The organism is Paenibacillus sp. sgz302115, from assembly GCF_056120445.1.
The window spans coordinates 78819-105714 of the sequence record NZ_JBVYOK010000003.1 but is presented as its reverse complement, the minus strand read 5'-3'; the positions used below and the strand labels follow the sequence as shown (position 1 = coordinate 105714).

Here is a 26896-nt window from a genome sequence, read left to right as displayed (position 1 = left end):
ACAGTCCTCAGGCCGTTTTGCAGCATCCCTAATAGCTTTACAATAAACACATAGACAACGGCAAAGACGAACTGCTACTAAGGATTAACCCATATGAGAGGAAGAGATGAGATTATGACAAAATTATACCGTTCTGTAAGCGACAAAAGAATCAGCGGCATCTGCGGAGGTTTGGCCCGTTACCTGAATATCGACACTACCATTATCAGACTGCTGGTTGTCGCCGCTGCCCTGTTCAGCTTCGGCACCGTAGCATTCCTGTATATTCTGGCCAGTATCCTGGTTCCTAAAGAGTCGTACAACAGCTACCCTGAAGGTTACGAGTATTACTAATCACTAAATAAACTTAAAAAATCATAAAAGGGCAAGAGTACGGAGGGGAAGTTTGGAACTGGAGGAGCGTCAGCGTCCGCCTGAGAGCTTTCCGTAGGAAAGCTGGCATCGTAAGCATAAGCTGTCTGCGGATTTCCACCGCGAAGAGCGGTACAAATCAAGAAATCTGCAGACAACAGCGGCCGGAAGTCCAAACATTCCCCGCAGTTACGACCAGACCTAATATGAAAATCTAAAGTTCAACCTAATAATTACTAATATCTATTAAAAAAGGAGAAATGAACATGAGTATCTTTCAAAGAATTACAACCCTGACCAAAGCGGCAATCCACGAAGGACTGAATAAATTGGAAGACCCGGTACTGCTGACCGGACAATATTTGCGGGATCTGGAAGGAAAGATAGCCGATGCCGAAAGCAAGCAGCGTGAGTTCAAAGCAGCAGCAAGCGTTCTGGAGCGGCGCATTTACGAATATCAGGTGCTGGCAGAGCGGAGCGAGGCTGAAGCCGTACAAGCGATGAGTGAAAACAATGAGCCTGCAGCCAGAGCAGCGGTTATGGCTAAAATCCGCTACACTGAGAGCCTTCAGGAATGCAATAAAGGCCTGGAAGAAACCCGCGAAGCCCTTGTGGTGCTGGAGAGCAATCTCCTGAATGCCAAAGAAGAGCATAAGCGGCTTAAAGCTAAAAGAGTCGAACTGGCCGAACGTGCCCGCAAAGCGGCAGAGCTGACGAAGCAATCCTCTGCAAGCGGCGGTTATAAAGCAAATGCCGGATATCCCGGACAAGTCTTGAATGCCGGTGCCGCCACACGCGGCTTCGAACGGATGGAAGATAAAATCAATGAATGGGAAGCGCAAGCAGAGAGCACCCGTCATTATTCCGCCGCAGCCGCCGAGTCTCCGCTGAACAGCGCGGTTGAGGCAGAGCTTGAACGGCTCCGCAGCCAGAAGCCTGGCACCAGCAAATAAACTGGGGATTCATCCCCGAAAAAAAAAGGAACTTCCCCCTGAATTTCATGGGGCAAGTTCCTTTTTTCATACCTCATGTATAGCCAGCCTTACTAAAAGACGCGCGCCATGTACCAGTACAGCTTCATCAATATTGAAGTTTGGCTGGTGGATGGCATGTGTGATTCCCATCTCCTCATTGCCACAGCCGATAAAAGCAAAGGCGCCAGGAACACGATCCAGGTACCAGCCGAAATCCTCACCGGCCAGACTGGGTTGATTCAGTACAAGCACCTGATCATCACCCAGCACCTCGCACGCCGCCCTGATAACCCGCTGCACAGCATCTTTATCATTAAGTACGGAAATTCCCTCGCGCAGCTCCAGCTTCCAGCTTCCGCCTGAAGCAGCGGATATCGCTGCCGCCTGGCGTTTCAATCCCTCGGTGATTCCGGTAACGGTTGATTTGGAGAATGCTCTGAATGTACCTGTCAGCAGGCTGCGTTCAGCAATAACATTAATTGCAGTCCCGGCGTTCAGTGTGCCAAACGCCAGCACCGCCGCTTCGGACGGATCAATTTGATTCGCCATCAGAGCATTGACCTCAGATATGAATCGGGCGGCCATCTGAATCGCATCTACTGCCCGGTGCGGAGAGCTGTGATGCCCGGCTGTCCCCTGAAATTCCAGCTTGAAATGGCTGGAGGCCGCCATTGCATAGTGCGGATGGACACCAACCGTACCGGCTGGAAGCTCCGGCATCACATGCAGCGCGTAAGCATAATCCACTCCCTCCAGAATCCCATCCTCAATCATATCGCGCCCACCCGAGAGCAGTCTTCCATCCAGTGGACTTTGGACAGCCCCTTCTTCGGCGGGCTGGAAGATGAAAATCACCTTGCCGGATAGATACTGGCGATACTCAGCTAAGGTTTTTGCCGCTCCTAACAGCATCGCGGTATGGGCATCGTGGCCGCATGCATGCATGATTCCAGCATTCAGAGACTTATACGGCACCTCATTCTGCTCAGTAATCGGCAGAGCGTCCATATCAGCGCGCAGCAGAATGGAAGGCCCATCTCCCGCTGTTCCTTCAAGAGTACCTGCGACACCCATCCCGAAATGCTTGCCAACATTCCGCCGCACAGTAATCCCCCAACTCTCCAGAAGTTCGGCAACCTTGCTAGAGGTACGGGCAACATCGTACAGTAGCTCAGGATGGCAATGAAGATCACGGCGGATTGCAACCATTTCATCCTCAAGCAACCCGGTGAACCTCATCATTTCGGCAATATCCGGTTTTCGGAGCTTTGCGTGTCCCACGATGCCGTCACACCTGCGCCGCAGGCTCCGATGCCTTCAAATAACGATTCTCCGGTATAGGGAGACCGAGATTGCCCCGCAGGGTATCACTCTCATATTCGGTACGGAAAAGCCCCCGCTCCTGCAGGATAGGCACAACGAGGTCCACGAATTCCTCCAGCCCGTTAGGCACGGCGGCTCCCAGCATAAATCCATCTGCCGCTCCGCCCTCGAACCAGGCCTGAATCTGATCGGCCACCTGCTCCGGCGTTCCGATGAAGCTGCTGCGCGGAGTGGCGGATTGCAACGCGACCTCGCGCAGAGTCAAGCCCTTTTCTTTGGCATCTTTTTTGATTTTATCCGTGCCGCTCTGGAAGCTGTTTCGCCCCAAATCACCTAGCTCAGGGAAAGGCTCATCCAGCGGATATTGTGAGAAATCATGATGCTCAAAAAATCTTCCCAGATAGTTCAGCGCGTTCTCAATCGTCACCAGCCCGGCAATCTCCTGGTATTTGCGCTCCGCTTCCTCCGGCGTGTCACCAAGGATGGGGGCAATTCCCGGGAAGATCAAAACCTCATCAGGATTACGTCCGAACGAAGCCACACGGGCCTTAACATCTCTGTAGAACTCCTGCGCTTCCTCCAAGGTTTCTTGTCCGGTGAAGATGGCATTGGCCTCCTTCGCGGCATAGTTTTTCCCGACCTCCGAAGAGCCTGCCTGGAAAATAACCGGCTGCCCCTGCTTCGAGCGGGCGATATTCAGCGGTCCTTTGACCGAGAAGAACTCGCCTTCGTGGTTCAACGTGTGTAATTTTTCCGGATCAAAAAAGACACCCGACTCCTTGTCGCGGACAAACGCGTCATCCTCCCATGAATCCCACAAGCCGCGCGCCACCTCCAAATATTCGGCCGCAATCCGGTACCGTTTGCCATGGTCGGGATGCTCCTTCTTGCTGTAATTCGATGCAGAGCCTTCCAGCGGGGAAGTCACCACATTCCAGCCTGCCCGTCCGCCGCTGATAACATCCAGCGATCCGAATTGGCGCGCTACAGTAAAAGGCTCACTATAGGAGGTGGACAAAGTACCTACCAGGCCGATTTTGCTGCTGACTCCCGCAAGTGCGCTAAGAATGGTCAGCGGCTCGAAGCGGTTCAGGAAATGAGGAATGGATTTCTCATTAATGTACAAGCCGTCTGCGATGAAGATCAGGTCCAGCTTGCCCTCTTCAGCCTTTTGCACCCACTGCTTGTAGAGCTCAAAGTTCACGCTGGCATCTGGCTTGGCATCAGGGTGCCGCCACATCGACGTGCCGCCCCCAACCCCGTGCAGCAGTGCTCCCAGCTTCAGTTGTTTTGGCTTGGTCATGTTATTTCCTCCTTCGAAAATATCGCTTAGTTTTGTGAGCTTTGCTCTTAACCTAATGAGACGGCAGCCGCGCCCTGCTTGATCCGTTCGATCTGGGCCAGATGGGTCTGCACATGCGCCGTAAAGCTGCGGACAATATCCGTAATGCTGACGGTTTCCCCTTTGAAGTTAATGCCGCTTTTCTTCCATTCTTCATCGCTTAGCCGTCCAAACAGCAGACTATTATAATGAAGCAAGCTGCGGAACAGCTCCAGGCTGTCTGCAGCATTCCCCTGATTCGCATGCTGTCCGTTAACCCAGGCATCCTGGTTAAAAGCCGGAAGCTGTACCTTGGTATCCGCCAGAATATCCCGGATGCGGAACGAAACCACGATGCTGTGATCGGCCAGATGGGCCAGCACCTCGGTTACACTCCAGCTCGAAGGTGCAGCTTTCCACCTAAGCTGTTCGTCCGTCAAGCCTTCTACCGCCTGTACCAATTGCTGATGAGTATTCAAATAGTTCTCGATCTGCACACTGCTCATTAGATCCCCTCCAAAGTAAGTCCCGCTTGCGATTGACCCGGCAACGTGTCAAAGCGGGCCAAAGAAAATGGCCGGATATTCTGTCCGGTCCGTCCGGTTGTCGCCAAATCTGCCAATATTTCGCCTACGACGCTGGAAAACTTGAAGCCGTGTCCTGAGAAGCCCCCAGCCAGCAGCACATTCGTATGAACCGGATGGCGGTCGATAATAAAGTCCTCATCGGGTGTATGCTCATATTTGCAGACCGCCCCTTTCAGCAGCCGGCCGGCGGCACTGGGCATATAGGCTTCCAGCACGCGGCGAAGGTCGCCTTCGTCACTCTCCTCGCTGCCGAAAGGCGGCAGCGGATCGCCCGGCTTCCACTCGAGGCCTGTGTCATGGCGGCCAATCTTTAGCCCTGCCCCGCCAATGTTGGGAAAGCCGTAATATCCGCCTTCCTCGGCACCAAGCGTGAAGCCGGGAAAGCTTCCGGCATTAAACTCCGGCGTGCTCTGAAACCAGCCAACCACCTTGCGGACCGCCTTAACCGGCAGTGTAATAAACGGCGATAACGTCCCAAACCAGGCACCGGCACTAAGAATAGCGGTGGCGGCGTGATAGTCGCCATCTCTGGTATGGACAGTGACGCTTCCTTCCCGGGCAGTCACATCCTGCACCGGAGTATTCCCCAGAAGCTGCGCGCCGTGCGCCAGAGCAAGCTGGCGGTACACCTCGATGCACTTCTCGCTGTAGAGATATCCGGCATCCAGCTCGTACATCGCTTCGAAGCGATCCGGGATGCTTAGTCCCGGCCAGCGGTAGCGGATTTCCGCCGCATCCAGCCGCTCGACCCTTACCTTCCGCTTCTCTGCTTCCGCAAGACGGCCGCTGAAGGAATATACATTGCTGTCCGCCAGATTTAGCACGCCTGAGCGTACAAGCAGCTCCGTTCCGCTTTGCTCCTCCGCTTCCTTCCACAGAGCATCAGCCCGGAGGGCCATATCAATATAAGTGGGATCACCGCTGTAGGCATGTCTGATCAGCCGTGGCTCTCCGTGATGGCTTCCCTGCGTATGCGGCGGATTAAACGCATCAATGAGCAGCGTTCGTACACCGCGCCGGGCAAGCTGATATCCGGCGCTCATGCCCATAGAGCCGGCGCCAACAATAATAACATCATAACTCCGGTGAACGGCTATGCTCCCGCACCTCCTTCAGCAGAGTAGTGTTCGAGAACACGCACGGCGAGGCCGGTGAAGAAAGCGGCGGCTACCGGCAGCGCCGACTCATCCAATTCGAATGCGGGGTGATGCCACTCCCGGCTACCGGCAGTGCCCACAAATACAAACAGTCCGGGAACCACCTGCTGATAAAAGGCAAAATCCTCACCAGCCGGCGATGGCACCGGCTTCACGGAAGTGTAGCCCAGCGCCGCTGAAGTCTCCTCCCCAAGCTGCGCCAGCAAAGCATCATTGATGACCGGAGGCGGTCCGCCAATCCAGCGCACGCTGGCTTCTGCCCCGAAGGCGGCGGCAACGCCGGTCGCCACCTGCCGGAAGCGCTCCAGCACTGTGCTGCGCACCGCTTCATCGAAGGTGCGGATTGTGCCCTCCAGCACCGCCGTCTCGGGGATGATGTTCCACGAATTTCCGCTGTGAATCTGAGTAACACTGATCACCGCGCTTTGTAGTGCGCTAACATTGCGGCTGACGATGCTTTGCAGTGCAGCTACGATATGCGATGCCGCCACGATAGGGTCCACACTTGTCTCCGGCACTGCCGCATGGGAGCCGGCCCCTTTTATCTCCACGGCAAAACCATCTGCGGCGGCCATTAGCGGACCGCTCTTGATCCCAATCGTCCCTACCGGCAGCTCAGGCTTATTATGCATCCCGATCACCGCGCGAACGCCTTCCAATGCTCCGCTGTCTATGACCTGCTGCGCGCCTTTTGCCTTTTCCTCGGCTGGCTGGAACAGGAAGCGGACCGTCCCTTTTAGTTGACTCTCCTGCTGCTTCAACTGATAGACAGCCCCGAGCAGGGCTGCTGTATGGAAATCATGTCCGCAGGCATGCATTTTGCCGGGATACAGCGAAGCATAGGGCAGTCCGGTTTCCTCCTGAATCGGCAGCGCATCAATGTCGGCCCGCAGGGCAATCACCGGCCCGCCCTGCAATCCGCCCACCTCTGCGATAACTCCCGTCTTCAGCCCGTAGTCAACAATCGTCACACCGGCCTGCTCCAGCAGAGAAATGAGGTATTTCGTCGTTTCATATTCTTCATTGGACAGCTCGGGGTGCCGGTGCAGATGACGGCGGATTTCAATCAAGGTCTCACTTAACGCCTCCGCGCCGAATTTCAGTGTTGTATTGGTCATAGCCCCTATGCCTCCGCAGGCACTTCAGCAAGCGCTTCGCTTAGCAGCTCAAAGGAACGGACCCGCTTCTCAAAGGGATGCACATTGGTTGTCACGATAAGCTCTTCAACACCGGATGCCTCGGCTAGTGCAAGCAACTGCTCGCGGACGGATTCCTTTGTGCCTTTGGTAATCTCCGGTTCCCGCTCTTCCAGCGTATAGGCTTCCTTGCTCTGCCGCGTGAATTCCTCAGCCTGCTCACGGGTTGCAACCGTCAGCGTCTTGCCGCTGGCAAGATGAATCCGGATCAGCTTGTGCGCCCCGGCCAGCTCCTTCGCCTCCTCTTCTGATTCGGCTGCCAGTACAGCAAGGGCAAGAATCGCATGCGGTTTCTTGCCCTGCGAAGTGTCAAACCTGCTGCGGTAGGCTTGAATCGCTTCCACAGCCACCGCCTGGTCTCCGCCGATGAACAAAGAGAACACATACGGCAGTCCCAGCTCAGCGGCGATTTCTGCACTCGCTACACTCGCGCCCAGCACGTAAAGCTCAGGTGGAGTACCCGGGATCGGACCCGCCTTCAGCCCGAACAGCGGATGCTCCTCCTCCAGCCGGTTATGCACATATTTCTCAAGCTCAATAATTTTATCCGTCAAGGAAGCCGCTTCTTCTCCTCCCTGCCGCAGCGCCTGTGTGCTCCGGGGCAACCCTCCGGGTGCGCGCCCGACCCCCAGATCCACACGGCCTGGAGCGAGCGTAGCCAGCACATTGAAATTTTCCGCTACCTTATAAGGGCTGTAGTGCTGCAGCATGATGCCGCCGGAGCCGATTCGGATGCTCTCTGTCTTCGCCAAGAGATGGGAGATCAGCACCTCCGGGGAGGAGCCGGCCACCTGCTCGGAGTCATGATGCTCTGAAACCCAGAATCGGCGGAAGCCCAGCCGCTCGGATAACTGCGCCAGCTTGACTGTATGCTGAAAGGCTTCCTCCGGCGTTTCTCCGGGATAGATTGGGCTTTGATCCAGTACGCTTATTGTAATAGACATGAGATTGCCTCCTAAATGGAATAGTTCAGCTCCGGCGTGATCCGCTTCAGAAACTGCTTCGTTCTTTCTTCCCGTGGATGGTTGAACACCTCTACTGGTGTCCCTTCTTCGACAATGACCCCGCCATCCATGAACACCACATGATTCGCCACATCCCGGGCGAAGCCCATTTCATGCGTGACCACAATCATCGTAATGCCTTCCTTGGCGATTTTACGGATAACTGCCAGCACCTCGCCCACCAGCTCCGGGTCAAGCGCGGATGTAGGCTCGTCGAACAGAATCACTTCCGGCTCCAGCGCCAGAGCGCGGGCAATGCCGACACGCTGCTGCTGACCCCCGGACAGTTGGCTCGGATAAGCATCCAGCTTGGCTCCAAGCCCGACCTTCTCCAGCAGCGCTACACTTTTGCTCCGCGCTTCCTCTTTCGGCAGCTTTTTCACGACAAGTAGCCCTTCCATCACATTCTCTAGCGCTGTCTTGTGCCGGAACAGATTGTACTGCTGGAAGACCATCGCCGTTTTTTGCCGCAGCTGATGAATCTCCTTCTTGCGGACATGCTTGCAATCCACCTTGAAATCACCGATGGCAATTTCTCCGCCGCTGGGCTTCTCCAGGTAATTTACACAGCGCAGCAGCGTAGTTTTACCTGAGCCGCTGGGTCCGAGAATGACGACCACCTCGCCTTTGGTAACGGTTAGATCAATATTGTTAAGCACCTGATGGCGTCCGAAGGACTTGGAAAGATGCTCAATCTTAATCATACGACTCCACCTCGATTGTATAGATTGATCCGCTTCTCGATCAGGGCGGTTGCCCGTTCAATCAGAAACGTTAATCCCCAGAAAATAAGAGCCGCCGCCAGATAAGCCTCAAAAAACTTCCAGTTCGTCGAGGCTACAATCTGTGCCTGGGCATTGATCTCCACGACCGATACGGTAAAAGCAAGCGTTGACCCATGCAGCATGCCGATGACCGAATTGGACAGATTGGGCAAGCTCGCCGCCAAAGCCTGAGGGAATACAATGCGCCGTAGCGCCTGGGGCGTGGTCATACCTACGGAATGAGCAGCTTCGATTTGACCGCGGTCCACAGCCAGCAGACCGGAACGGACCACCTCGGACATATAAGCGCCTGCCGTAATCGAGAATGAAATATAGGCAAAGCCGATCATCGGAATGGAGACCGACCTGAAGCCCCATCCAAAATAAACCGCCAGTCCATCGATAATCATCGGAAGCCCGAAATAGATCAGCAGCAGATGGGTAAGCATGGGCGTACCCCGGATAAAGGTGACATACCCTACAGCGAGGGGATACAGAACCGGAACCTTGTAAATCCGGATGAGAGCCACGACAGTCCCGATGATGAATCCGGCCAGCACTGAGACAATCGTAATATACAGTGTCGTGGGGATTGCAGTCAGAATCTGCAGAAATGCCGTCCATATAAATGAAGGGTCCAGCTTCATAATCCGCTACCTCCTTTCCCCGATCCCAGCTCTGCAATGACCTGCCGGTAGGAGCTGTTTTTTTGCAGCCTGAACCTTTTTTTCACAGGACTGATGCTTGCCTCATGCCGCAAGAGTCGCCGTTCCGCCACCAGCAGCAGCTTCTCAATCGTATAGCTGATCACCAGATAAATGAAGGCAAGCGCAATATAGGTTTCGATAAAATGCTGGCTGATGCTGCCCAGTGTCTGCGCCTTCCCTGTCATTTCCATCACTCCAAGGGTAAAGGCGAGCGAGGTATCCTTCAGCAGCGCAATCACCAGATTAGAGAATACTGGAACTGCGATTCCCAGCGCCTGCGGCAGCACAATCCGCGAAAAAGCTTGATAGGACGTCATTCCCGACGCATACGCCGCTTCTACCTGCCCTCTGTCCACAGCCGTTACCGAAGCGCGGATCATCTCAGACATAAAGGCTCCGCTGTGCAGCCCGTAAGTCAGAATCACAAAGAACAGCACCGGCGTCCGCGTCACATCCAGATGAACCAGCTTCAACACTTCAGGCAGACCGTAATAGAACAAGAACAGTTGGATTAGAATCGGTGTTCCCCGGAAAAAGGAGATATAAATCTCCGCACAGGTCTTCAGGACTGGCACCTTATACAGGCGGGGAAGGGCAATGAGAAATCCAACAAGGATACCTACCAGCAGCGAGCAGGCAACAATCAGAAGTGTTGTGCTTAGCGTACTCAGCAGCTTTGGCAAAAAAGAGAATACATAGCTGATATCAAACGGCGCGCCCATACCGCACCCCCTTCCCCCTGGTTATCGTTATGATCACTTAACCGTAGTTGCGGTAACGTCCGCTCCCAGCCATTCCGTGCTCAGCTTGCCAAGCGTGCCGTCTGCCTTCAGTTCCTTGATGGCTCCGTCAATGGCATCCGACAGCTTTTGCGAATCGGCATCATTCTTGCGGAAGACGTACAAGATGTCAGCGGAGGACAGCTCGTCGCCAGTGGCTTTCAGCTTATTCTGCGGATCAATGATCGGAAGGACAAAATCTGCAGCGAGCGTAGCGTCCACCCGTCCCGAGCTAATCTGGCTCACTGTATCATTGGCTGCGCCGTTCTGATAGACAATGTTAATCGCATTATCATGCTCTTTGTTATAGTTCTCCAGAATTTGCGCCTCCGCGCTGGTTGCGCCAGTCAGCACCTTTTTACCTTTCAGGTCATCAAGCGAATGAATCGAATCATTGTCTTTGGCGACAACAATACGGTTTCTCCAGTGGGCGTAGGCTTCTTTGTTAAAAGAGTACTTCTGCTCTCTCTCCGGGTTCTTCTCCATAACATGGGCGACCAGATCAATCTTTTTGGTCTCCAGGCTCAGCAGCAGGTTGCTGAAATCCATCGTCTGCAGATCAAATTCATATTGCGGCAGACGGTTGTCGATTTCCTTAATCAGCTCCACATCAAAGCCCGTCAGCTTGCCGTTCTCATCAATGTAGCATACCTTCGGGAACCCGGTGCCTGTGCCGACGACGATCTTGGTCACTTTGGCCGGCTCATCTGTTGCGGCAGATGCTTCTGCCGAAGCTTGTGGCGCTGCTCCAGATGCATTGCCGCTCTTGCTGCTGTTCGCGCTGTTATTATTCGCGCCGCAGCCGGCAATCGCCAGCGTCAAAATCAATAAATTGGCCAGTAAGATCGTCTTCTTCATCTTGTTATCCCCTTTGAATGAAAGTTGGTTTGTTTATAATCCCTATAGTTTTAGTTGGATTATATGCAATTAACTTTATCACTGCATGTAGCCATGCGCTAATAGAGTTTTTTAATCCATTTATATAATAAGTCGATTAAGCGGTTTGCCCGGCACCAGCTCCAGCAAAGTTTCGATAAACCCGGCATGCTCCCCATTCAGGGAGATCAGACTGGTCCGTAAGGAGATGCCCTCCGTCTCGGCAATATCCACCCGAATCAATGTCCCTGCTTCCACTTCCTCCTGCACACTTAAGGCCGGCAGAAAGCAAATGCCCGCTTTTCGAATCACCAGCTTCTTGGCCGTCTCCAGATTATCCACCTGATACACAATATTCGGCGGCTGCTCCATGCTCCCGAACACACGGTGCAGCCGCATCCAGTCCAAAGAGCCGCATTCGAAGAAAACAAGCGTCTCCTCACGGATGCTCTGAATGGAAATACGGCGCGTCTCCGTCTGAGCCAGCGGATGCCCCGCATACACATACAGTGAAATGGGGTCCTCGCAGAATGGATAAGCCTGAATTGCCGGATTGACCACCTTGCGGATAAAAGCCAGATCAATATCCTTCGCTTTCAGCTTGTCAATCAAAGTCTCCGTGGATGCCGTCGTCAGCTTGATATTAAGGTTCGGATAAGCCCTCTTCAAATGGAGGAGAAGCTGCGGCATCAGATAATTGGAGACCGATACTGTGCTGCCGATTCTCAGTTCATCCGGCACATGACCTTTCGATTGGATGTGATGCTTGCCGGATTGATAGACCTGCAGAATTTGCTGCGCATAGGGGAGAAACTGCCTGCCTTTGTCCGTGAGCTGGATCTGCTTGCCCTGTCGCTCGAACACTCTGCAATCCAGCTCGCGCTCAAGCGACTGAATACGGGCAGTGACCGTGGGCTGTGAAATATACAGGACATCCGCAGCCTTATTGAAGCTCCCGTAATGGTTGATATAGACAAATGCCTCAATATTTTCGATGTTCAATCGTAGCCCCCCTTAGTAACATTCATAGAAATATAAACTATTCCAATCGTTTAACAATGAATTAAGAGCGCACTTCCCTATAGAATTAGTTAATATCTTATTCACAGGTCCTTTTTTTGTCAACTGACTTTTCATGCAATTATTCAGAAAAACCATTAAAAAAATCACAAATCAAGATAGAACTTTTCTATTCATTTATCAGAATTGTTGAATCCCACTTATATTCATCGGATTTGTCGATTATAATAAACCTCAATCCTTTCAATTTGATAAACAGGGGGCGCGACATGTCCAGCTCAAAAGAGATTATTATTCGAGAAGCAGTCGATTCCGACCGTGAAGCCATTGCGGGGGTTTTGCTGGAGGCGTATGGTCAATATTCAGCTGTGCTGCCAGAGCCGTATTGGATAGAATACCGCGATTCCATCCTTATGTCGGTCCATGGAACAGCTCCAGCAGCACGGATTATTGCCGAGATAGATCAACAGATTGTTGGCAGTGTACTGCTGTTCCTCTCCTCAGAGGAGGCTTACGGCAGACCGGAGCTGGGCATCCATTCGCCTATTATTCGTCTGCTGGCTGTTTCACCGAGCGCCCGGGGCCGCGGCATTGCCGCCTTGCTGATCCATGAGGCTGTCAGAAGATCCTTAGAGCTTGGAGCCGCTACCTTGAACCTCCACACTTCAGACATGATGGCTTCGGCCATTAAGCTATACGAGAGACTCGGCTTCGAGCGGGCCTTCGAGACGGATATTATGAACGGCACAACCCTGGTCAAAGGATACCGCCTCGACCTGGAAGCATTCTCTTTACAGCAGGCAGAACAGACCATTTAATCTATTTGTGTGGACTCATAAATATGTGGTGGGAGAAGTTACCTTCTCTCACTTAATATCATTCCTCAATCAGACCCAGTATTTCCTCGATCTTCACCTTAAAGTTCCTAGCCCTTTCATTGTCAGGATCTAAATCCAGGGCCCTTTTTGTCCATTCATAAGCGATACCATACCTTTTCAATTTCAAATTGCAATATACAATATCGGTCAAAAACTCAATGTCATCAGGCTTAAGATCATATGCTAATTTGAATACTTCCAAGGCTTCTTTGTAGTCTTTCAGCAAAATAAGGGTACGTCCTTTATTCGATAAAGCATCAAAGCTGGTTCTATTAAGTAAATATGCTTTATCAAAATGCATCAGAGCTGAGTTATAATCAGACAAACTCCAGTAGCAGATGCCTAAATTCAGATGGGTTTCAGATTGATTATCATCAATCAATAATGACTCCATAAAATATATTTTGGCTTTTTCATATTCTTCATCTTGAAAATAAAATAACCCCATATAAAAAAGTGCATCTTCATTTTGGTCATTCATTTCCAAAGCTTTTGTAAAACATTTAAACGCCTCCGCCTTTTCCCCCAGCTTTAGATGCACTCTGCCCAGATTAAAAACAGGTCTTTCCCAAAGCGGCTTTAAAACGTTTATAGTTTTAAATGTACTGACAGCAATATCGAAATTCCCAAGATATAAATGACAACATCCGATGTAGTTTAAACAGTCTGAAGTTGTAGGATGTATTTTTTCAAAATACGATAATGCAGTATTATAGTTTCCTTTAGAATATTCTTCTTCACCCAAATCATAAAAAATAGTATTATTCATTTCCTTTTCTCTCTTTTCCATATTAATTTAAAACATCATAACATGATTTTTTACCATATTCGCTATAATTTGTAAATTCAATAGATTGTATTTACTCTTCTACTCATTTAATATGAACCTATACATAATGGATAAGGGGCTTTATCTATGAATTTCACAGCAATTGACTTTGAAACTGCAAATTCCAGCCGCTCCAGCGCATGTGCATTGGGGCTTGTTCAAGTCAGAGACGGCGCAATAAGCGCCGAGCACGTATGGCTGATCGACCCGCAGCAGCGGTTTGATGGGATGAATATTGCGATTCACGGCATCACCCCTTCGATGGTTGAGGGTAAACCAACCTTTGACGAGCTGTGGCCTACTCTGGAACCATTGCTGCAGGGAGAGGTCGTCGTGGCGCACAATGCTTCCTTTGATATGAGTGTCCTGCGTTACTGTCTGGATGGGACCGCCTTCAGTTACCCTGCTTTTCAATATTTATGCTCCTACCTGCTGGCTAAAAAAATACTTCATGAGCTGCCCTCCCATAAGCTCGATGCAGTATCACAGCATTTTGGAATCGGCCTGAAGCATCATGATGCCCTGGACGATGCCCGCGCCTCGGCCTCCATACTGCTCAAGCTGATGGAGATGGATGGACATTCCGATCCCCTGCTGCTTGCCGGAAGCCAAGGCTATACGGCCGGAACGATGTATGCGGGCGGCTATACCCCGTTCAAGGCTCCGCCCAAGAAAGCCGCCAAAAAAGCAGCAGCCAAGAAAAGTGCTCCGCTGCCTTCCGCCCGGGCAAAAGGCGCCTCTGCCTGGAGCAATTTCTTCTGAAATTGCTCAGCCATCAGCGCTTCCGAACACACCAAACCCCCGATCCATTCCAGCGGATCGGGGGTTCTTCCTGCTACTCAATCATTTCTATATCTATTGAACTTGAAACCTACTAAAAAGGGTAAGGAACGGAGGGGAATTTTGGAACTGTAGGAGCGATAGCGTCCGCCTTTATATTTGGATTTCTACCGCGGCCAGCGGTTTCAATCAGGAAATCCAAATATAACAGCGGCCGGAAGTCCAAACATTCACCGCAGTTACGACCACCTTTTTTCACAGAGCATTTCACTTCAATTGATATTGCCCAAATTAACAACTCAGGTGCTTTCCCGTTCAACTAGCTCCACCGGCAGAACGTTCTCCCGCTCTACCGGCTTGTCTTCCATCTGCTCCAGCAGCAGTTCAACGGCCCGCCGGGCCATATGCTTGATCGGCTGTCTGATCGTGCTTAACCCGGGCATGTACCAGGAGGCGGCGGGGATATCGTCATAGCCGATGATCCGTACGTCGCGGGGGACCTCCTTCCCGAACGTGCGGCACCACTTCATCACGAACAGCGCCATCAGATCGCTTGTCGTGAACACGCCGTCGATGTCGGGGTGTTCAGTGAACATTTTACGGATAATTTCATTGTATATCTGCTCATCGAAGACATCCAGCTCAGTCTGGTAGGTAACAAATTTGACGCCTTCCTGTCTCGCCTCACGCTCAAAGCCGGTCGAACGTAGATTGGACAGCATATCCAGCTTCATATTGCCAGCCAGATGGCCGAGCTTGCGGCAGCCCTTAGCGATCAGCAGACGGGCCGCCAGAGCGCCGCCGTTCTCATTGTCCGACGCAACAAACGGAATATCACCAATCCGGCGGTCGATGGTGACCAGCGGATAATTCAAATTGGTATAATCGCCGATCTCCAGCGTATGGCTGCCGAGAATCATCCCGTCCACCCGGTTGCGCCGCATCATATCGACGTATTCCCGCTCCTTGGCGGAATCGAACTGCGAATTGCATAGCAGAAGCTTGAACCCGTGCTGATAAGCAACAGATTCGATTTCATTCGCCAGCTCACCGAAGAACGGATGCGCCACGCTAGGGATAATCAGCCCAAGTACATTTGAGTGCTTGCGCAGCAGCGAACGGGCCAGCTCATTCGGCTGATACTTCAGCTCGTCCATGACCTGATATACTTTCTCGCGGGTCTTCTGGCTGATATACCCCCGGTTATTTAACACTCTTGAAACGGTGGTCACGGACACACCGGCTTTTTCCGCCACATCGTTGATCGTAGCCATTGCACTGCTCCTTCCTAAAGCTCGTCTCTCTATTATAATTTATCGGGCGCGTATAGGAAAAGATTGGCTGACCAACGAATCGCTGACACCTTCCTGTACCTCCTGAAAGCGCAGCTCTACACCTCAAGCAGCGTTAGCGCGCCCTCCCCGTCCGTATATTCAATCTCAGGGCGCATCGTATCAAGGTTAATGTACAGCGTACAACGGAATCCGCCCTTCGTCCAGGTCAGTCTGATTTCATTCGCTTCGGCTTCCTCCACTGTAAAATCGCCGTTAAATGCCTCGTATTCATTTCTGAACCGGATCAGCTTGAGCAGACGCTGTACAACTTCCTTCTCCAGCGATTGCCCGATTTCCGGGAGTGTATAGTTGTGGCGGTTGATTTCGCGTCCCTCGCCGGTTTCCCGCACCCGCTCCAGATCATTTTCACCAGCCAGCAGCCCGACATAATATACCTGCGGAATACCTGGAGCAAAAAATTGAATCGCCCGCGCCGCCAAATACGCATCGTCATCGCAGTTCAGCACCGAGTAATAGGAGCAGCGGATTTGATGGACGTCGAACCCGTCGGGCGCCTTGTGCTCGTCGGATAAGATCAGGCTCAGGTTGGCTCCTCTTTCGACACAGGTATCCACGAGCTTCCGGGCATCCTTCGTGTCGATCAGATCGTCCAGGTCAGGCTTGACCGGCACGCCGTCATGACAATCGAGCATTGTGAACTGCTTGGCCGGACGGGTGCACAGGTACTCCCTAAGCTCACGGCTGTCCTTGTTCAGCAGCGTATCAAGAATTCGGTACGGCAGGATAAAATCGTAAATCCAGCAGCCGTGCTCCGCCAGCTTGTATTGAACCGAATAGTGCGAATGCACCTCGGGCAGCAGCTCGATATCTAGGGAATCAGCCAGTTCCTTGATCCAGTCCAAAAAGTCATAAATCTCCGGCTCAACGAAAAAGCAGCTGGTGCCCAGCTTTTTGATCACATAGCCTACCGCATCCAGCCGGACGATCTTGATATTGTTCTCCTTGAAGCAGGTGAAGAATTGTATGAACAGCTGTTTGACCTTCTCTGAACGGATATCCAGATCAATCTGCTCGGACGGATCGGTCTTGCCGAAGGTCGTCCACACCTGAAGCTCTTCCTGTGTTTCCTGAATGGTGAAAGTGGAGTAGGGCTTGCTGCGGCGCAGGAACATTTTATCCATGTCCGCCTGCACCGGTTGTCCATCCGCCCAGATTTTATCCAGCGTAAGGAACAGATCGGCGTAGCGCGACTCCCGCCCGTACTGCAGAAAGTCCTGAAAGTAAGGGGACCGGCAGGAGATATGATTGACCATCAGATCCACCAGCACATCATACCGCTCCCCGATTGCCCGGATATCCGCCCAATTGCCAAAGGCAGGCTCGATCTCCAGATAGGTCAGCGGTGCAAAACCGCGGTCCCCCGACGAAGGGAATGGAGGCAGAATATGCACCCCGCCCTTGAACACATCCGGAAAATACACATCCAGTACATGACGGAGCGACTTCAAATCCCCACCAAGCGAGTCCGGGTACGTAATCAGTTGCACTTGATTTTTAACCATTGTCTTCTCCCCCTAGCATCCGTATTCAGCTTGTATTGTACTTAAATCGGGCAGCGGAACCACTGCACCGGTAAATTTCAGTTTAAATGCGCTTACGGCAAAACCTGAACGGAGCGCCTCGCGGACCGTTGCGCCTCTGACAAGCGCTGTATAGAATCCAGACCAGAAAGCGTCGCCCGCCCCGGTCGTATCGACCACCTCATGCGCCAGTGTCTCAAACCGGACCGTCTCCTGTCCATTCGAGACAATAGCACCGTCCTTGCCGAGCGTCATAATGACAAGACCTGCGCCGAGCGCGATGTATTTTTGCACCTGGTTCTCGGGGGTATCGCTGCCGAACAGCCGCTCCGCATCGTCCTCCGAAGGCTTCACGATATCCGCCCTGCCGATGATCTTCTTGACATAGGCCGTGCCATCCTCGCCCTTCCGCCAGACCTGGGGATGATAGTTAGGGTCAAAGCATACCGGAATGCCGCGCCGCTTCGCCGCCTCAATCACCCGGTCAATGGTCTGCCGCGACGGCTCCATCGAGATCGGCCAGCAGGAGAAATGCACGATCCCGGCCTTCAGCACAGCCTGCTCCAGCTCCGGCGTATAGGCCAATTGGTAATCCGCGGCCCGGTAAAAGATCGGGACAGGGGTGGACGTGCTTTTCGTGATAAGCACCAGACTGGTGGAATCCTGTACAATTTGCACACACCCGGTATCAATTCCCGCCTTTTTCAAGGATTCAATCAAAAAAAAACCCAGCCGGTCATTACCGACTGCCGAAGCCACTATAGGACGGATACCCAAGCGGCTGACATTCATTGCGATATTGGAAGGCGCCCCTCCAAAAAAAGGCTGATAAGTCCCTTGCCCTGCAGTATTCTGATAATCCTCCGATATAAAATCAACCAGCATCTCTCCCGCTGTCAGCACATCATATTCTCTGTCGGCCGGCAGCTTGATTCTCTCATCCAGCTTGAACACCATGTTCTCCCTCCTACTGCTATCCGGTATGTGAAACGTTCAGCTCTGATTTATATGAAGCTTGTGCATATTCAAGGTGCGGATTTTCATCGGTCCGCCGATGGCGTATACCTCCATTCTGAATCGACCGGCCGCCGGATAAATCAGATCCGTCATTGCCATTTCTCCTTCTCCGGCAAAAACTTCTACCGATATCCGGTCTGCCCAAATTCGCAGTTTCGGCGATTCTCCTGTGCCGGATGCCAGCGGCATACTGTGACGGCAAGCAAAGTCAGGATGAAAGCTGCTCTCACCGGAAGCTATCCGGTCGATGTACAGCTCACCTTGCCGTGCATCTATGCCAATACGGGTTTCTTGGCCATCCTGCGTCCAGAGACGCACTCCTGCTTCAGAGACAATGTCCGGCCATTCCCACTCAATCTGCAGTTCCAGCAGTTCCGCAGCAAAATCGGGCTTAAATGGGGTCTGCGGACTAACGGTGATCTCTTCCCAGAGGGCAGAGCCCGCCCGCAGCCCGGCCAGCTCGGATACCGGAAGCTGGCGCAGCTGCAGCTCCCCGCCCTGATGATAAAGCGCCAATTCCCGCGGCAATGTCATGGCACCGCGAAAGCGTCCAGCCGGAAGCACCGCCGCATACTTCCAATTGCTCATCCAGCCCAGCAGGATTCGGCGGCCGTCTGGAGTGTCCGACCAGGTAACGCCGGCATAATTGTCCCGTCCGCCGTCCAACCAGCGGACCTTCTCCACCGGCTCTTCGCCGATAAAGCATCCGCCCTCGAACCGGCCCAGAAAATATTGGGTTCGTGAGCCTTCAATGTCTTCCGGCAAGCCGCCGATGCTGACCACCAGCACCCACCGGCTTTGTCCCGGGCAATTGCGCACCGGAAGCTCGAATAAATCGGGGCACTCCCAAACTCCGTGATGGGAGCCTTGTTGCCGCCCGAATTCCCCCGTATAGCTCCACTCTCTCAGATTATGCGAAGCATAGAAGCGGATATGATCCCCCGCTGCAAGCACCATCACCCAGCGCTGTTCCGTATCATGCCAGAATACTTTGGGGTCGCGGAAGTCTGGAAGCGAAGGCTCCCTCAGCACCGGATTGTTTGCATACTTGATCCAGGTCTGCCCCTCATCCGGGCTGTAGGCCAAGCTCTGGCTCTGACAGACGGCCCCGGTATCCGGCTGGACTGCATGGTGGGTAAAAATAGCAATCAAGCCGGGTTTCCCTTCAAAAAAACCGCTGGTATCCTTATGGTCCACTACAGCGCAGCCCGAAAAGATCATCCCGTTCTCATCGGGATAAAGAGCAACAGGCCGATGTTCCCAATGAACCAAATCGCGGCTTGTGGCGTGTCCCCAGTGCATCGGTCCCCACTCTATGCCACCAGGATGATATTGGTACATCAAATGGTAAATTCCGTTATGATACACCATGCCGTTAGGGTCGTTAAGCCAGTTAACCGGCGCAGAAAAATGATATTGCGGCCGCCACTGGTCAGCAGCCGGACGGGCATCCTCTTTCATTTTCAAAAGCTCCTCTCCTTAAATCTTCTGTCTCACGCTCAGTTTCGCAGAAAGCTACTTCACTGAACCCTGCATAACGCCCTGGATAATATATTTTTGAGCGAACAAATACACAATAACTACCGGCAGAATGGTTAACATCAGGCTCGCCATCAGAGGACCGTAATCGACCGTGTAGGTGCCGTAAAAGGAAAACGTGGACAGAGGCAGAGTGCGTTGTTCAGGCTCAACCAGGATCAGCGATGGGAGCAGGAAGTCGTTCCAGATCCATAATACATTCAGAATCCCGATGGTCACGGTCGTCGGTACCAGTACCGGAAAGACAATTTGAAAGAACATTCTTGTTCTGGTGCAGCCGTCAATCATCGCGGCTTCTTCCAATTCCTTGGGGATGCTTTTAATAAAACCGTGATAGATAAAGACGGCCAGTGAGCTGCCGAACCCCAGATACATAAAGATCAGGGAGGATTTGCTGTTCAGCATGTCGAGAGAGCCGTAAATTTTCACCAAAGGAATCATTATCGCCTGGAACGGAATAATCATGGACGCTACCATAAACAGAAATGTATTCTGGTTCAGCCTGCTGGGATTGCGCACAAAATAGTGGGCGGTCATGGCGCCGCAAATTCCGATCAGAATGACGCTGAAGGCCGTGATGATAATGGTATTGGTGAACGCGTCTACATAATTCATCTGCTTAAAGGCATTGCTGTAATTAGTAAACTGAAAGCTGGTAGGCAGGGCCAGCGGGTTAGAAGTGATCGTCGCGTTTTCTTTCAGGGAGTTAAGCATCAGCAGCAAAAAGGGAACGAGAAATAAAACCAGCAGTATAGCGAGTACAATGAATCTTGCTGCTGAGCCAAGCTGTCTTTGGAGACGCATCAGGCTTCCACCTCCATCTTTTTGCTGAAATATACCTGCAGCAATGTGATTACGGCCACGAGCAGGAACAGGACGAACGCCTCAGCCTGGCCGACACCGTAGTCCCGCGACAGGAAGGCTTTTTGGTAGACGTGCATGGACACAAGCTGTGTGGAGCCGAATGGTCCGCCCTTAGTCAGAGTCAGGTTCAGATCATAGACCATAAAACCGCGCTGTAGCGACAGAAAAAGACATACGATAAACGAGGGCACCATCATGGGAATGGTCATACGGATCAGCTTTTGCCAGCTATTGGCCCCGTCGATGCTGGCGGCTTCCTGAATATCGGCCGGCACACCGGTTAAACCCGCCACATAGATCACCATCATATACCCGGCATACTGCCAGACGGTAACAATGACCAGCGTCCAGAAGGCCTTGTCCGGTTCAGCCAGCCAGGATGCGCTGAAGATGCCGATGGAGGCTTTTTGCCCCAGGTAGACCAGTACATTATTAAAAATAAATTGCCAGATAAAACCCAGCACGATGCCGCCCACCAGGTTTGGCATGAAAAATCCCGCCCGGAACACATTCTGGCCCTTGACGCTTTTGGTGAGAGCATAAGCAAGCAAGAAGGCCAATACATTGGTGAGCACCACGGTAAACAGCACGTATTTGAGTGTAAGCCCGAAGGAGCTCCAAAATTCTGAGTCCGCAAAAACCGATCCGTAATTCTGGAAGCCGACCAAAGTATGGGCAACAGATATGCCGTCCCAGTTCGTAAAGGTTAAGTAAATGCCGTAGAGAAAAGGAATAATCATTACGGTCAAAAAGGCAAACAAGGTAGGCCCGGTAAACAGAAGCCGCAGCCGCAGCCGGTTCCAAAAGCCTTTTTCTCCAATCATCGCATGTTCACTCTCCTTCGTGTTGAAAACCGGCAGGGCCGGAAAAAGCCCCGCCGGCAGAATCACATTACTTTACTGTTCTCCAATATTCCTGAATTTCTTTAGCCAAAGTGGCCCGGTCGCCGGACTTGGACAAATATTTCTGCATGGATGCCCCCACCTTGGTCCAGTGGTCGGCTGGCAGATCGCTCAGAGACGGCTCCACATTGCCTGCGGCCAAATAGGCTTGAATCGACTTGCCTAACGGATCCGGTGTCTCCATAGTAATATTCTTGAAGGCAGGGACGATGTTGGCTTTATTCACCAGGAAGTCTTGTCCGGCCTGTTCATACACGATCCAGTCAAAGAATTTTTTGGCCGCCGCTTGCTGCTCCGGAGTCGTTTTCTCCTTGTCTACAACAATACGTTTGCTTACAGCAGCAGAAATTTGGGTGTTGCCATAATCATCGGGATTATTGCTGATTGGCACGGGGAGGAAGCCGTATTGCTTGTTGGCTGTATCAAAGCCGCTGATCTGCGGCCATGCCCAGTTGCCCATAAACCAGATGCCTACTTCACCCTTGCCCAGTACTTCTGGTCCCTTCTCATAAGTTGGAGAAAGCGGAGAGGCCTGATCCATGTTGTACTTCATCATCACATCAAAGGTGTCCATCAGCCCGTTAAATACCTTGTTGGAGGCCAAATCCACAGTTCCTGCTCTAAGAGAGCTGATAAAGCCTGCAACCTCCTTGCTGTCCTTGCTCTGCCCTCCATAAGAGAGAGGAAGATAATGTGCACCAAGCGACCAGTCCATTGGAGAAATGGTGAGGGCTTTCTTTCCGCTGGCTTCTATTTTCTTGAACAGCTCCTCTAGTGCAGAAGTGGTTTTGATCGAAGCAGGATCAAAGTTCCCTCCTACAGCTTTGTCCAGGACTGCTTTGTTGTAGATCAGGCCATACCCTTCAACCGCTAGCGGGAAAGCATAGTTTTTACCGTCAAACGTAGTCAGATCAAGCGCATTGTCAATAGCGTCGCCATTCCACTTCTCAGCGCTCAGATCAAGAATGCGGTCCTTAAATTTAGCTACATCCCCGGTATCCAGCATAATCATGGTAGGCTGATTGCCGGAGGCATAAAGAGTGGAAGCCCTTTCAAAAGGCGATGTGCCGCTAGGCACCTGCTGAATTTCCAGTGTGATATCAGGATATGCCTCATGAAAGCTCTTGGCCGCATCCTCTAATTGGGTTTGAATTTCACCTTTGGAATTTAGCAAAGTGATCTTGACACTTTTATCCGGGCTGGAGCTATTTGAAGAGGTGGTGGCTTGGTTGTTGCCGCTGCTTCCACAGGCAGACAAGGAGGCGGATAATATTAAAGTAAGCGCTGTTAAAGATACCTTTTTAAATCCTTTCATGTTTACATTCCCCCATCGTTAGTTTGTATAAAGAGATTTGAAAACACTTTCAAATCATCTTCAAACAGATTATATGTCAAAGGTTTAACATATGTCAATCCTTTAACATAAAATTTGCGCAAAGTAGCGCGTGAAGCTGAGATAAGCGGGGCAAGGCCTATGTATTAAGGCAGATATTAAATAACCACCTGCTCAAAGCAGGTGGCTGTTAACATGAATATCGACGGCTAAAGGAAATTAAATCTTCATCCGGTATACTGCCTTATTCTCCAGCCCCCGGATGAACGGCGTCCATTCCTCCGTCTCAGGTGTCGTATCAAGCGCATCCTCCACCATCTGCAGCTTGGCATCCATCGTATCAATATGGTGCAGGGCTACCGCCTCCGCCGTCTGCGGCTGAACCGGACTGCCCCACTCACCCAAGTTATGATGAGACAGAACCAGATGCTGAAGGGCGAGCACCTTTTCCGATTCCAAATCAATGCCGCAGCGGATCGCCGCCTCCGTAATCCAGTTCGAAGCCATAGAAATATGGCCGATCAGCTTGCCCTGCACACTATAATCGGACACAATGCCAAACTGGGAGATCATCTCCTCCGGCTTGGCGATATCATGCAGAATGATGCCCGCCTTCATGAGATCGGGGTTCAGGAACGGACGCTGCTTGCAGAGAAAATCGCCGATTTCCAGCATCCTGACCATATGATAAGCAAGTCCGGCAAAGTAGGCATGATGATGGGTTTTTGCCGCCGGATAATGCATTAATTTCTCCTCTACCTTGCCCACGCAAAAGGAAACAATCGTTGCAATCTCCTGATCCGCAATACTGCCCATAGCCGCCTTGATCGTATAAATAAGATCTACTGGACGAATCGGAGCGGAACGGATGAAATCGGTAAGTGAAATGCCGTCCGTTTCATTAGCCAATCTGATCTTGGTAATCTTGACCTGCAATTTCTCGCGGTAGGTATGCGCAATGCCGCGTACCTTGACCAGCGCCATCGGAAAAAAGGTTTCTTTATCGGTCGTGCTGGCATCCCAATATTTAGCAGAAATTTGGCCGCTGGAATCACCCAGAACAATATCAAAATAATCCTTCGGAGGAGTACCGTTTGTTTGTTTGATTGCCAGCTCCCGTAACAGGTAAAAGCCGACAAATTCATCCTGCGGAGATAGCTGTTTAATTAGTGTCATTTTGGAGCCTCCCATTACTAGCAGACCTAAACCTGCTGTGTATATGTAACTTTAGACATTCACCTCCGAAATCCCTTTAAATAACTATACAATTACTATACGATTGCCAACGGTATTTATGTCCAATCCTATCATAAGCCGTATACGGCGGGTTCTCCTAATTAAAAAAAGGGCCATCCCCGGCCATTTGCATGACCAGAGACAACCCATTGCTTAGCAGGAAAACTATTTGCCGGCTGTTTCAAGCGCAGCTTTGATCGCTTCTACCACCTTGGCAGAGACTGCTTTCTCATCATCGTTCGCACCGAATGCAGCCGGACGATATCCGTACTTGTGCAGACCGGAACCGGACGAGGTGGTCTCAATCTCGGCTTTTACTGCTTTTTCAGCGTCAGTCAATTGATTAAGTCCCTTTACTTTGCCTGCATAATCCAGGAAGTAGAGAACCATATCTACAGGAATACCGTTTTTGACATAAACCATAACATTTACCGACTTATCAGTGCTTGCTCCGATGAAAACTCCGTCAAAGTAAGCAGCTTTGTTAGCTTCTGCAACTTCAGCTTTTCCGTAGGCTCTATCTACAGCCGTTTTCAATGCTTTGCTGCTGCTGGTCGCACCGGAAATAGCATCTACTTCCTGTACGCCTTCTCTGGTGCCTGCGGCAATGAAGCTGGAGGTCAATTGCGGAATCGCTTTTTGTACTTCAGCATAAGCGTTTTTGCCCAGGTCTTCCATGTTCATGCCCACACGGCTCAGAGCAACATTAACAATTTTACCGTTGCGCAGAGTAACTTCGGCTTTGTTCGTTCCTTTGTCATAAGCGTCACCGTAAGCAGTGAAGGTACCGTCTTTATAAGCGCCTTGGACTTTGGAAGCATTGGCCAGAGCGTCAACCAGGGCTGCTTTTGCTGCTGCGGACAAGGTTTCTTGACCGTTTACATAATCCATATCTACGCCTTTATCCAGCATTGCAGCTGTAAGCTGGTTAGCCAGCGTTTTTTGTTCAGGGGTCAGCTTATCGTCAGCAATCAGTTTGCCGTCTGTTCCGAAGAAGCTCAATTTAACTCCCGTTACTTCGTCTGCCGCAACATCAACCAGCAGGAAGATCTTAGAGGCATTATCCACTCCGGCAAATCTGCCGTCGAAGTACTGGCCTTCCGTTGGAACCTTCAGCGCTTTCTCGAAGGCTCTTTCTACAGCCTGGTTCCAGCCGTGGCTGCTTTCGGTAGCTCCGGAAATTCCGTCTACCTTTTCATTATAATTAGCAATATAAGAACCGTTAGCAAGCAATTTTGCAGTCATTGGAGCATTGGCCTTAACAACTTCAGCATAAGCAGATGCGCCTCTGTCGATCAGGTTCGTGCCAAGTCTGTACAGCTTCACGTCAACCAGCTTGCCGTTGCGGATGATTACATCAGCTCTTTCAACACCCACGCTTCTTGCAGTGCCGTAGGAAGAGTAGAATCCGTCAATGTAAGCGGAAGTGTTGTTGATGGTAGCATTTTGTTCTGCATCCCAGAAGGCGTTGATCGCAGCCTTGGAATCAGCTTCATAGCCGGCTACCGGCTGTGCGGAAGAACCTTGTGCAAGCAGTACTGGTGTAATTGCCGCAATGGCTGCAGATTGTTCTGGAGTGTAGGCTTTCTCATCCACGAAATCTCCGGCTGCAGTAAGCGGATACAGTTTAACCGCAGTAAGTTTGTTCGCATCATAGCTGGCGAATACAGCATATTTGCCTTCCGGATCAACACCCATATGATCGCCAGGGAAATAAGTAGCATTTGCCGGTTTCACTTCCAGTGATCTTTCGAACGCTCTGTCCACCGAGAGCTTCCAGCCGTTGCTGGAGCGGGTTGCGCCGGAAACAGCATCTACTGCTGCTGCGCCGTCTCTTGTTTTGCCGAGCAGTCTTTCTTTCATCAATCCGTAAGCTGCCCAAACGCCGCTGTAGTTGTCGCGGGCATTTTTGTCAATAATCTTCGGACTGGTTCTCATAAGCTCAATATCAGCAATTTTTCCATCCTTGATGGTTACTTTAGCGCCTTCAGTGCCTTTGGAGTAAGCATTGCCGTAAGCTACATATACTCCGTCCTGATACACAGCTTGTTTTACCGTTACAGGTTTTTCTGTAGCAACCGGTTTGGCTGTGGCAACAGGCTTAGCTGTGGCAACAGGTTTGGTTGTTGCTGCAGGCTTCGCAGTGGCTTTAGCTGTTGCTGCCGGTTTCGCAGTGGCTTTTGGCGTTGCTGCCGGTTTGGCAGTTGCTTTTGGCGTTGCTACCGGTTTAGCAGTCGCTTTTGGTGTTGGTTTCGGTTTGGCTGTCGGTTTTGGCGTTGGTTTCGGTTTTTCCGTCGCTTTTGGCGTTGGTTTCGGTTTTGGTGTTGCTGCCGGTTTGGCTGGTGCTGCCGGTGCTTCTTCAGAAGCTGCCGAAACCGCATCTACCTTCAAGTTCAAAGCTGGTGCATTAATCGTGTACACGAATGGTGCGAGCAGCAAGGCTGCACTGACAGTCAAAGAAATTAGTTTTTTCACTGCGTATTCTCCTTTACCATATCCCCAGTAGTATGTAGCCCTTCAAAACGATTCACTGCTATGCTCATCTCTCATCCCTTCTTACGAAGAACATCATGTCTCTTCATAA

Annotated in this window: 25 protein-coding genes; 4 read left to right on the top strand and 21 right to left on the bottom strand. The window is 51.5% G+C overall.

What is annotated here, in order from left to right; genetic code table 11:
* Positions 1–114: 114 nt before the first annotated feature.
* A complete protein-coding gene (locus tag AC0LWN_RS08725) occupies positions 115–333 on the top strand; it encodes a PspC domain-containing protein (RefSeq protein WP_474664316.1) in 219 nt (72 codons plus the stop codon).
* 284 nt (positions 334–617) lie between these two features.
* The gene (locus AC0LWN_RS08720; protein ID WP_474664314.1) at positions 618–1304 is read left to right on the top strand and encodes a PspA/IM30 family protein; all 687 of its coding nucleotides are present in this window, start codon (positions 618–620) and stop codon (positions 1302–1304) included.
* A 66-nt stretch (positions 1305–1370) separates the two neighbouring features.
* Here the strand turns inward: AC0LWN_RS08720 and AC0LWN_RS08715 are convergent, their stop codons facing one another.
* From AC0LWN_RS08715 to AC0LWN_RS08665, 11 genes are all read right to left on the bottom strand, one after another.
* Positions 1371–2606: a M20 metallopeptidase family protein gene (locus AC0LWN_RS08715; protein WP_474664312.1), complete on the bottom strand. Its 1236-nt coding sequence runs from the start codon at positions 2604–2606 to the stop codon at positions 1371–1373.
* Between the two features lie 7 nt (positions 2607–2613).
* Positions 2614–3951, bottom strand: a complete 1338-nt coding sequence (locus AC0LWN_RS08710) for an LLM class flavin-dependent oxidoreductase (protein WP_474664310.1) — start codon at positions 3949–3951, stop codon at positions 2614–2616.
* Positions 3952–3998: 47 nt separating this feature from the next.
* Positions 3999–4475 carry a DinB family protein gene (locus tag AC0LWN_RS08705; RefSeq protein ID WP_474664308.1) on the bottom strand — a complete coding sequence of 159 codons (477 nt, stop codon included), beginning with the start codon at positions 4473–4475 and terminating at the stop codon, positions 3999–4001.
* Positions 4475–5653, bottom strand: coding sequence for an N-methyl-L-tryptophan oxidase (solA, locus tag AC0LWN_RS08700; RefSeq protein ID WP_474664992.1), 1179 nt, complete (start codon positions 5651–5653; stop codon positions 4475–4477). The genes AC0LWN_RS08705 and solA overlap by 1 nt, the downstream gene beginning before the upstream one ends.
* Positions 5650–6831 (bottom strand): amidohydrolase, encoded by a 1182-nt coding sequence (locus AC0LWN_RS08695; protein WP_474664306.1) that lies wholly within the window; start codon positions 6829–6831, stop codon positions 5650–5652. Before AC0LWN_RS08695 ends, solA begins: the two co-directional genes overlap by 4 nt.
* Positions 6832–6836: 5 nt before the next feature.
* The gene (locus AC0LWN_RS08690; protein ID WP_474664304.1) at positions 6837–7853 is read right to left on the bottom strand and encodes an LLM class flavin-dependent oxidoreductase; all 1017 of its coding nucleotides are present in this window, start codon (positions 7851–7853) and stop codon (positions 6837–6839) included.
* Between the two features lie 11 nt (positions 7854–7864).
* Positions 7865–8617, bottom strand: coding sequence for an amino acid ABC transporter ATP-binding protein (locus tag AC0LWN_RS08685; RefSeq protein ID WP_474664302.1), 753 nt, complete (start codon positions 8615–8617; stop codon positions 7865–7867).
* Positions 8614–9324 (bottom strand): amino acid ABC transporter permease, encoded by a 711-nt coding sequence (locus AC0LWN_RS08680; protein WP_474664300.1) that lies wholly within the window; start codon positions 9322–9324, stop codon positions 8614–8616. The genes AC0LWN_RS08685 and AC0LWN_RS08680 overlap by 4 nt, the downstream gene beginning before the upstream one ends.
* Positions 9321–10106: an amino acid ABC transporter permease gene (locus AC0LWN_RS08675; RefSeq protein WP_474664298.1), complete on the bottom strand. Its 786-nt coding sequence runs from the start codon at positions 10104–10106 to the stop codon at positions 9321–9323. The genes AC0LWN_RS08680 and AC0LWN_RS08675 overlap by 4 nt, the downstream gene beginning before the upstream one ends.
* Positions 10107–10139: 33 nt before the next feature.
* Complete coding sequence (locus AC0LWN_RS08670) at positions 10140–11021, bottom strand: transporter substrate-binding domain-containing protein (RefSeq protein WP_474664296.1); 882 nt, start codon at positions 11019–11021, stop codon at positions 10140–10142.
* 120 nt (positions 11022–11141) lie between these two features.
* Complete coding sequence (locus tag AC0LWN_RS08665; protein WP_474664294.1) at positions 11142–12041, bottom strand: LysR family transcriptional regulator; 900 nt, start codon at positions 12039–12041, stop codon at positions 11142–11144.
* A 287-nt stretch (positions 12042–12328) separates the two neighbouring features.
* Here AC0LWN_RS08665 and AC0LWN_RS08660 point away from each other — a divergent pair, with 287 nt between their 5' ends.
* A complete protein-coding gene (locus tag AC0LWN_RS08660) occupies positions 12329–12877 on the top strand; it encodes a GNAT family N-acetyltransferase (RefSeq protein ID WP_474664292.1) in 549 nt (182 codons plus the stop codon).
* 58 nt (positions 12878–12935) lie between these two features.
* Here the strand turns inward: AC0LWN_RS08660 and AC0LWN_RS08655 are convergent, their stop codons facing one another.
* The gene (locus AC0LWN_RS08655) at positions 12936–13706 is read right to left on the bottom strand and encodes a tetratricopeptide repeat protein (RefSeq protein WP_474664290.1); all 771 of its coding nucleotides are present in this window, start codon (positions 13704–13706) and stop codon (positions 12936–12938) included.
* Between the two features lie 147 nt (positions 13707–13853).
* Here AC0LWN_RS08655 and AC0LWN_RS08650 point away from each other — a divergent pair, with 147 nt between their 5' ends.
* Entirely contained in the window at positions 13854–14528 is a 675-nt protein-coding gene (locus tag AC0LWN_RS08650; protein WP_474664288.1) for a 3'-5' exonuclease, read from the top strand.
* 317 nt (positions 14529–14845) lie between these two features.
* Here AC0LWN_RS08650 and AC0LWN_RS08645 read toward each other — a convergent pair whose 3' ends face one another.
* The 9 genes from AC0LWN_RS08645 to AC0LWN_RS08605 all read right to left on the bottom strand — a co-directional run bounded on the left by AC0LWN_RS08645 (position 14846) and on the right by AC0LWN_RS08605 (position 26787).
* Positions 14846–15820, bottom strand: a complete 975-nt coding sequence (locus AC0LWN_RS08645; protein ID WP_474664286.1) for a LacI family DNA-binding transcriptional regulator — start codon at positions 15818–15820, stop codon at positions 14846–14848.
* Positions 15821–15936: 116 nt separating this feature from the next.
* On the bottom strand, positions 15937–17403 hold the full coding sequence (gtfA, locus tag AC0LWN_RS08640; RefSeq protein WP_474664284.1) for a sucrose phosphorylase: 1467 nt from the start codon (positions 17401–17403) through the stop codon (positions 15937–15939).
* Positions 17404–17415: 12 nt separating this feature from the next.
* Entirely contained in the window at positions 17416–18378 is a 963-nt protein-coding gene (locus tag AC0LWN_RS08635) for a carbohydrate kinase family protein (protein WP_474664282.1), read from the bottom strand.
* A gap of 36 nt (positions 18379–18414) precedes the next feature.
* Complete coding sequence (locus tag AC0LWN_RS08630; protein WP_474664990.1) at positions 18415–19899, bottom strand: glycoside hydrolase family 32 protein; 1485 nt, start codon at positions 19897–19899, stop codon at positions 18415–18417.
* A gap of 54 nt (positions 19900–19953) precedes the next feature.
* Positions 19954–20781 carry a carbohydrate ABC transporter permease gene (locus AC0LWN_RS08625; RefSeq protein WP_474664280.1) on the bottom strand — a complete coding sequence of 276 codons (828 nt, stop codon included), beginning with the start codon at positions 20779–20781 and terminating at the stop codon, positions 19954–19956.
* Positions 20781–21665, bottom strand: a complete 885-nt coding sequence (locus AC0LWN_RS08620) for a carbohydrate ABC transporter permease (RefSeq protein ID WP_474664278.1) — start codon at positions 21663–21665, stop codon at positions 20781–20783. Before AC0LWN_RS08620 ends, AC0LWN_RS08625 begins: the two co-directional genes overlap by 1 nt.
* Before the next feature lie 67 nt (positions 21666–21732).
* Positions 21733–23058, bottom strand: coding sequence for an ABC transporter substrate-binding protein (locus tag AC0LWN_RS08615; protein WP_474664276.1), 1326 nt, complete (start codon positions 23056–23058; stop codon positions 21733–21735).
* Between the two features lie 237 nt (positions 23059–23295).
* Entirely contained in the window at positions 23296–24252 is a 957-nt protein-coding gene (locus AC0LWN_RS08610) for a 3'-5' exoribonuclease YhaM family protein (protein WP_474664274.1), read from the bottom strand.
* 225 nt (positions 24253–24477) lie between these two features.
* Entirely contained in the window at positions 24478–26787 is a 2310-nt protein-coding gene (locus tag AC0LWN_RS08605) for an FMN-binding protein (protein WP_474664272.1), read from the bottom strand.
* Between the last annotated feature and the right edge of the window lie 109 nt (positions 26788–26896).

What these genes read in the sequence shown, in the direction of transcription:
- AC0LWN_RS08630 (WP_474664990.1), bottom strand. Translation starts at nt 19,899, where the DNA reads ATGAAAGAGGATGCCCGTCCGGCTGCTGACCAGTGGCGGCCGCAATAT.
- AC0LWN_RS08680 (WP_474664300.1), bottom strand. Translation starts at nt 9,324, where the DNA reads ATGAAGCTGGACCCTTCATTTATATGGACGGCATTTCTGCAGATTCTG.
- AC0LWN_RS08620 (WP_474664278.1), bottom strand. Translation starts at nt 21,665, where the DNA reads ATGATTGGAGAAAAAGGCTTTTGGAACCGGCTGCGGCTGCGGCTTCTG.
- AC0LWN_RS08710 (WP_474664310.1), bottom strand. Translation starts at nt 3,951, where the DNA reads ATGACCAAGCCAAAACAACTGAAGCTGGGAGCACTGCTGCACGGGGTT.
- AC0LWN_RS08655 (WP_474664290.1), bottom strand. Translation starts at nt 13,706, where the DNA reads ATGAATAATACTATTTTTTATGATTTGGGTGAAGAAGAATATTCTAAA.
- AC0LWN_RS08625 (WP_474664280.1), bottom strand. Translation starts at nt 20,781, where the DNA reads ATGCGTCTCCAAAGACAGCTTGGCTCAGCAGCAAGATTCATTGTACTC.
- gtfA (WP_474664284.1), bottom strand. Translation starts at nt 17,403, where the DNA reads ATGGTTAAAAATCAAGTGCAACTGATTACGTACCCGGACTCGCTTGGT.
- AC0LWN_RS08685 (WP_474664302.1), bottom strand. Translation starts at nt 8,617, where the DNA reads ATGATTAAGATTGAGCATCTTTCCAAGTCCTTCGGACGCCATCAGGTG.
- AC0LWN_RS08690 (WP_474664304.1), bottom strand. Translation starts at nt 7,853, where the DNA reads ATGTCTATTACAATAAGCGTACTGGATCAAAGCCCAATCTATCCCGGA.
- AC0LWN_RS08720 (WP_474664314.1), top strand. Translation starts at nt 618, where the DNA reads ATGAGTATCTTTCAAAGAATTACAACCCTGACCAAAGCGGCAATCCAC.
- AC0LWN_RS08670 (WP_474664296.1), bottom strand. Translation starts at nt 11,021, where the DNA reads ATGAAGAAGACGATCTTACTGGCCAATTTATTGATTTTGACGCTGGCG.
- AC0LWN_RS08695 (WP_474664306.1), bottom strand. Translation starts at nt 6,831, where the DNA reads ATGACCAATACAACACTGAAATTCGGCGCGGAGGCGTTAAGTGAGACC.
- AC0LWN_RS08650 (WP_474664288.1), top strand. Translation starts at nt 13,854, where the DNA reads ATGAATTTCACAGCAATTGACTTTGAAACTGCAAATTCCAGCCGCTCC.
- AC0LWN_RS08610 (WP_474664274.1), bottom strand. Translation starts at nt 24,252, where the DNA reads ATGACACTAATTAAACAGCTATCTCCGCAGGATGAATTTGTCGGCTTT.
- AC0LWN_RS08725 (WP_474664316.1), top strand. Translation starts at nt 115, where the DNA reads ATGACAAAATTATACCGTTCTGTAAGCGACAAAAGAATCAGCGGCATC.
- AC0LWN_RS08615 (WP_474664276.1), bottom strand. Translation starts at nt 23,058, where the DNA reads ATGAAAGGATTTAAAAAGGTATCTTTAACAGCGCTTACTTTAATATTA.
- AC0LWN_RS08675 (WP_474664298.1), bottom strand. Translation starts at nt 10,106, where the DNA reads ATGGGCGCGCCGTTTGATATCAGCTATGTATTCTCTTTTTTGCCAAAG.
- AC0LWN_RS08635 (WP_474664282.1), bottom strand. Translation starts at nt 18,378, where the DNA reads ATGGTGTTCAAGCTGGATGAGAGAATCAAGCTGCCGGCCGACAGAGAA.
- AC0LWN_RS08660 (WP_474664292.1), top strand. Translation starts at nt 12,329, where the DNA reads ATGTCCAGCTCAAAAGAGATTATTATTCGAGAAGCAGTCGATTCCGAC.
- AC0LWN_RS08705 (WP_474664308.1), bottom strand. Translation starts at nt 4,475, where the DNA reads ATGAGCAGTGTGCAGATCGAGAACTATTTGAATACTCATCAGCAATTG.
- AC0LWN_RS08645 (WP_474664286.1), bottom strand. Translation starts at nt 15,820, where the DNA reads ATGGCTACGATCAACGATGTGGCGGAAAAAGCCGGTGTGTCCGTGACC.